5 protein-coding genes and 1 pseudogene are annotated in these 4889 nt (G+C 74.7%); 3 read left to right on the top strand and 3 right to left on the bottom strand.

All coding sequences use genetic code 11. The features are described from left to right. Positions 1 to 95: 95 nt before the first annotated feature. Positions 96 to 839 (bottom strand): LuxR C-terminal-related transcriptional regulator, encoded by a 744-nt coding sequence (locus C6N75_RS27625; RefSeq protein WP_407703281.1) that lies wholly within the window; start codon positions 837 to 839, stop codon positions 96 to 98. A 269-nt stretch (positions 840 to 1108) separates the two neighbouring features. After that, a complete protein-coding gene (locus tag C6N75_RS27620; RefSeq protein ID WP_105871595.1) occupies positions 1109 to 2377 on the bottom strand; it encodes an ATP-binding protein in 1269 nt (422 codons plus the stop codon). Between the two features lie 178 nt (positions 2378 to 2555). Here C6N75_RS27620 and C6N75_RS27615 point away from each other — a divergent pair, with 178 nt between their 5' ends. Together C6N75_RS27615 and C6N75_RS27610 are read left to right on the top strand one after the other, a co-directional pair. After that, the gene (locus tag C6N75_RS27615) at positions 2556 to 3887 is read left to right on the top strand and encodes a PspC domain-containing protein (RefSeq protein ID WP_105871594.1); all 1332 of its coding nucleotides are present in this window, start codon (positions 2556 to 2558) and stop codon (positions 3885 to 3887) included. Next, positions 3874 to 4137 carry a hypothetical protein gene (locus C6N75_RS27610; RefSeq protein WP_105871593.1) on the top strand — a complete coding sequence of 88 codons (264 nt, stop codon included), beginning with the start codon at positions 3874 to 3876 and terminating at the stop codon, positions 4135 to 4137. Before C6N75_RS27615 ends, C6N75_RS27610 begins: the two co-directional genes overlap by 14 nt. Here the strand turns inward: C6N75_RS27610 and C6N75_RS27605 are convergent. After that, positions 4044 to 4556: a DoxX family protein gene (locus tag C6N75_RS27605; RefSeq protein ID WP_105871592.1), complete on the bottom strand. Its 513-nt coding sequence runs from the start codon at positions 4554 to 4556 to the stop codon at positions 4044 to 4046. The two genes, C6N75_RS27610 and C6N75_RS27605, sit on opposite strands and share 94 nt — an antisense overlap. Positions 4557 to 4654: 98 nt before the next feature. On the opposite strand from C6N75_RS27605, the pseudogene C6N75_RS31170 reads away from it, so the two are divergent. Further along, positions 4655 to 4889 (top strand): annotated as a pseudogene (locus tag C6N75_RS31170) (hypothetical protein); the annotation flags it as partial.

Here is a 4889-nt window from a genome sequence, read left to right as displayed (position 1 = left end):
GCCCGCCGCCTGGTCTGAACCGGCCCGTAACGTACGCCGCCGACGCCGGTTCTGGCCGCGTTCGCCCTTGTCGGCGGCGTACGTTACGGGCCGGTTCAGACCAGGCGGCGGGCAGTGGCCCAGCGGGTCAGCTCATGGCGGTTGGAGAGCTGGAGCTTGCGCAGCACTGCCGAGACATGGGACTCGACCGTCTTCACCGAGATGAAGAGCTGCTTGGCGATCTCCTTGTACGCGTATCCGCGGGCGATCAGCCGCAGCACCTCCCGCTCGCGCTGGGTGAGCCGGTCCAGGTCCTCGTCGACCGGCGGGGCGTCGGTGGAGGCGAAGGCGTCCAGCACGAAGCCGGCCAGCCGGGGCGAGAAGACGGCGTCCCCCTCCTGGACGCGGAAGACCGAGTCGACCAGGTCGGTGCCGGTGATGGTCTTGGTTACATAGCCGCGGGCGCCGCCCCGGATGACCCCGATGACGTCCTCGGCGGCGTCCGACACCGACAGCGCCAGGAAGCGCACCGGATCCTCGGCGGCCGCCATGAGTGCGGAGCACCGGCGCAGCACCTCCACCCCGCCGCCGCCGGGCAGGTGGACGTCGAGCAGGACCACCTCGGGGCGAGTGTCGGTGATGACGGCGACGGCCTGGTCGACGTCGGCGGCCTCGCCGACCACCTCGACGCCGGTGACGTCGGTGCGGCCGATCTCGGCGCGCACCCCGGTGCGGAACATCCGGTGGTCGTCCACCAGCACCACCCGCACCCGGCGCCCGGGCCCCGCCGCCTCCGGACCCGTCGCCTCCGGCGCCCCGCCCGCTCCAGCCGCTCCAGTCGACGCGCTCTTCCCAGCCACCCCGCCCGCTCCAGCCGGCCCAGTCGCCCCGCCCGTTCCAGCCGCCTCAGTCGACCCGCCCACTCCAGCCGCCCCAGCCGCCGCAGTGGCTCCGGCCGCTCCGGTCGGCTCGCCCGCCGCGGCCGCCCCGTCCGATGCAGTCGACCCGGCCGATCCGGCCGCCCCGGCGGAGCCGGTGGCCGCTGCCGCGCCCTCCGCCGGCCCGGTGCTCGCCGCCGAACCGTCCCGGGCTTCGGCCGCCGGCCCAGTCGCCCCCGTGGTCTCGTCGCTCATGCGTCCGCCCTCTCCATCTCCAGCTCCACCTCAGTGCCCTCACCCACGGCGCTCCGCACCCGGGCGGTGCCGCCGTTGCGCCGCATCCGGCCGATCACCGATTCTCGTACGCCCATCCGGTCGGCGGGAACGGAGTCCAGGTCGAAGCCGGGCCCCCGGTCCCGCACCGAGACGAACACCGTCCGGCCCTCGACCTCGGCGAACACCTGGACCGGCCCGCCGCCACCGTACTTGGCGGCGTTGACCATGGCCTCGCGCGCGGCCTGGAGCTGGGCCACCAGCCGCTCGTCGAGCGGGCAGTCGCCGACCACGACCACCTCCAGCGGCACCCCGTGGGCATCCTCGACCTCGGCGGCGGTCCGCTTCACCGCGTCGGCCAGGGTCTCCGGCTCGTCGTCCTCCTCCTTTCCGGTGCCCTCCGGGCGGTAGAGCCAGTTGCGCAGCTCGCGCTCCTGGGCGCGGGCGAGCCGGCGCACCTCGCCGCCGTCGTCGGCGTGCCGCTGTATCAGGGTCAGGGTGTGCAGCACCGAGTCGTGCACATGCGCGGCGACCTCGGAGCGCTCCTGGGCTCGGATGCGCATGGTCCGCTCCTCGGAGAGGTCCTGGGACATCCGCACCAGCCACGGCCCGGCCAGCAGGGCTATGCCCGCCAGCACCGCTATCGCGGCGGTCAGCGCCGTGCCGAGCTGGGCGGCCGCCCCGCGCACCACCAGGAACACCGCCAGGCCCATGCCGACCAGGGCGACCCCGGCCACGCCGCGCACGAGCTGGAACAGCCGCCTGCGGCCACCGGACTCGGTCCAGCGGGCCCGGCGGGCGTTGTCCACCTGACGCCACACCAGGGCGACGCCGACGCCCACCAGCAGGGTCGGCCACACATAGCGCCCGGCGCCGGCGCCCAGGTCGACCGTGCTCGCGAAGACGACCGCGCCGACGGCGAGCGCCACCATGGCGACGACCTGGCCGCGGTCCGGCTTGCGGAGCTTGCGCCGCCCGTCCGGAGTGGTCTCGAACACCGAGCGGTGCTCACTGGCGCGGCCGCCGACGCCCAGCGGCACGGCGATCCAGAACGCCGCGTACAGCAGGACGCCGAGGCCGTCGGAGAGGAACAGCGCGAGGAAGGCGAACCGCACCCACACCACCGGCAGCCCCAGGTGACCGGCCAGCCCGCGAGCCACTCCGCCGAGCATCCGCCCGTCGGCGCTGCGGTACAGCTTGCGCACGGGAGGCTCGTCGAGGTCGGCCGGACGGGTGGTGGCTGGCATGGTCCGATCGTCACACGCGGGGCAGCGCGGCGGCATCAGGGCAGTCCCCTATTCGATCCCTGAGGCAGCCCGGTGCCGCGCCCCCAAGACCGCCCCGGACGGCTGCGGCCCCGATATCAGGGTCGGACCAGGGTCCCGGACTCTGGCAGCGGCGATCACCGTCGGTCACCATGGAGTCATGACGCGCTCGGCTTCCTCCGCTCCCCCCGCGGGCCCTCCGGCCCCCGGGGCGCAACCCGCTCCGCCACTGCGCCGCATCACGCGGCGCAAGGTGGTCGCGGGCGTGTGCGGCGGCCTGGGCCGGCACTTCGACCTGGACCCGGTGATCTTCCGAGTGGTGACGGGCGTGCTCGCGGTCACCGGCGGCATCGGGCTGCTGTTCTACGGCTTCGCCTGGCTGCTGCTGCCGGCCGACGAGGAAGGGGAGGAGACCGAGGGGCGCCGGCTGCTGTCCGGCCGGGTCGACGGCGCCTCGCTGCTGGCCGTGCTGATGGCACTGGTCGGCTGCGGCCTGTTCCTGACCATGCTGAACAACGGCGGCACCGTCTCCTTCTCCCTGATGCTGGTGCTGGCGGTGGGCGGGGCCGCGCTGTGGTCGAGGCGGCGCTCCGCCGACCAGGAGCCGGGCCCCGGCCCCACCGCCGCGCACACCGTGGCGGAGGCCCCGCCGGAGACGAAGGCGCCGCCCCCGCCGGACCTGCCGTCCTGGTGGCGCGAGCCGATCGTCAAGGACGGCACCACCGGTCCGGTGCCCCTCGGATACCTGTGGGGGCCGGAAGAGGCCATGGACGTGGGATACGCGGCGGAGCCCCGCCACCGCCCTCGGCGCGGTGGTTCCCCGGTCCCGGCGGCGGCCCGCGGCTCGCGGTCGGTCGGCGGCCCGCGCTCGGTCGGTGGGCTGGTCCTGCTGCTGGCAGTGCTCGCCGGCGGCCTGGGCACCGCGGCGCTCTGGGGCCAGGAGCCACTGGCGGTCTGCCTGCAGACCGGGCTGGCCTGCGCCCTCGCGGTGTTCGCGCTCGGGCTGGTGGTCAGCTCCTTCGCCGGCCGCACCGGCTCGGGCACGGTCTTCATGACGGTGGTGACGGCACTGCTGCTGGCCGGCTCCTCCGCGCTGCCGCACCGCATCAGCACCGACTGGATGCGTACCGAGTGGAAGCCGGCCACGGTGAGCGAGGTCCTGCCGCGATACGAGCTAGGCAGCGGCGTCGGCACCCTCGACCTGTCCACCGTCTCCATACCCACCGGCCAGACGGTGCGGACCTCCGCCGAGGTCGGCGCCGGCCGCGTCGAGGTGGTGGTCCCCCGGAACGTCACGGTGAAGGTGACGGGCCAGAGCGGGCTCGGCGACCTCAAGCTGCCGGACGACCCACCGGGCGACATCGACATCGCCCCCGGTCAGGAAGCCGTGCACACCGTCGCCCCGCCGAAGGGCACCGCCCCCGCCGGCACCCTTGAACTGAAGCTGAACATCGCGATCGGCCTGGTGGAGGTCACCCGTGCTGCGCCATGAGTTCCACCCCGGCCGGCTGGTCACCGGCGCCACCGCGCTGGCCGTCGCCGCCCTCTACCTAGGGGACGCGACCGGCGACTGGCAGACCCCCTGGTACGCGGTGTTCCCGGTGCTCGTCTTCGGACTGCTGCTGGCGGGGACGGCGGGCTGGGCGGGCTACCGGGTGCGGCGGCGGCGCGCCGACCAGGCCGCGTCCACCGACAGCAGCGGCGCCCCGGCCAGCACCAGCGGGAGCCACGCCATGAGATAGGGGAGGTCGTTGCCGTAGTAGTAGGGGTCGGACTGCCAGCTCACGGTGAGCCACAGGCTGAGCGAGATCAGTGCCCCGCCCAGGGCAGCGAGTCGGGCCAGCAGCCCGACCAGGGTGGCCACGCCGACGGCCAGCTCGCCCGCGGCGATGGCGTAGCCGAAGGCGGCCGGGTCGCGCAGCGCCAGGTCCACCAGCCAGGGCACCGCCGAGGAGTCCCGCACGGCCCGCATGGTCTCGCCGATGGACCCGGGCCCCGAGGCGGTGAGGAAGCCGGGGTCGGTGAGCTTGTCGAGCCCGGCGTAGACGAAGGTGACGCCGAGGAAGAGCCGCAGCGGCAGCAGGGCGTACCGGCCGAGCGCGGCCCGGCGGCCGTCCGGACCGCCGTCGTCGTAGCGCGCCGCCCGGTGGGTGTGGGTCATCGCCGTCCGCCTCTCCACGCAGTGCCCGGGCCTTGATTGTGCGCCGGACCGCCCTCCAGGGGTACGTACCAGGAGCCGGGCGGGTTCAGAATGCCGCCATGAGCGACGTACCGAGTGCGGATGCACCCGACCGCGGTGCTGCCGATCCCGGTGCCGCCGATCGCGCTGCCGCTGACCAAGCGGCACACGACAGCGGCGTAACCGAACGTGATGACGCCAACCACCAGACACCCGACCGCGACGCAACCGACCACGAGGCCGCCGGCCCGCAGGCACCCGACCACCACGCTGCCGACCGCGCAGGACCCGACCACCAGGCCGCCGACCGCGCGG

It is taken from the genome of Streptomyces solincola, from assembly GCF_002982015.1.
GTDB lineage: Bacteria > Actinomycetota > Actinomycetes > Streptomycetales > Streptomycetaceae > Streptomyces > Streptomyces solincola.
Note: the sequence above shows the minus strand (reverse complement) of the source record. Positions and strands in the feature narration are given on the sequence as shown.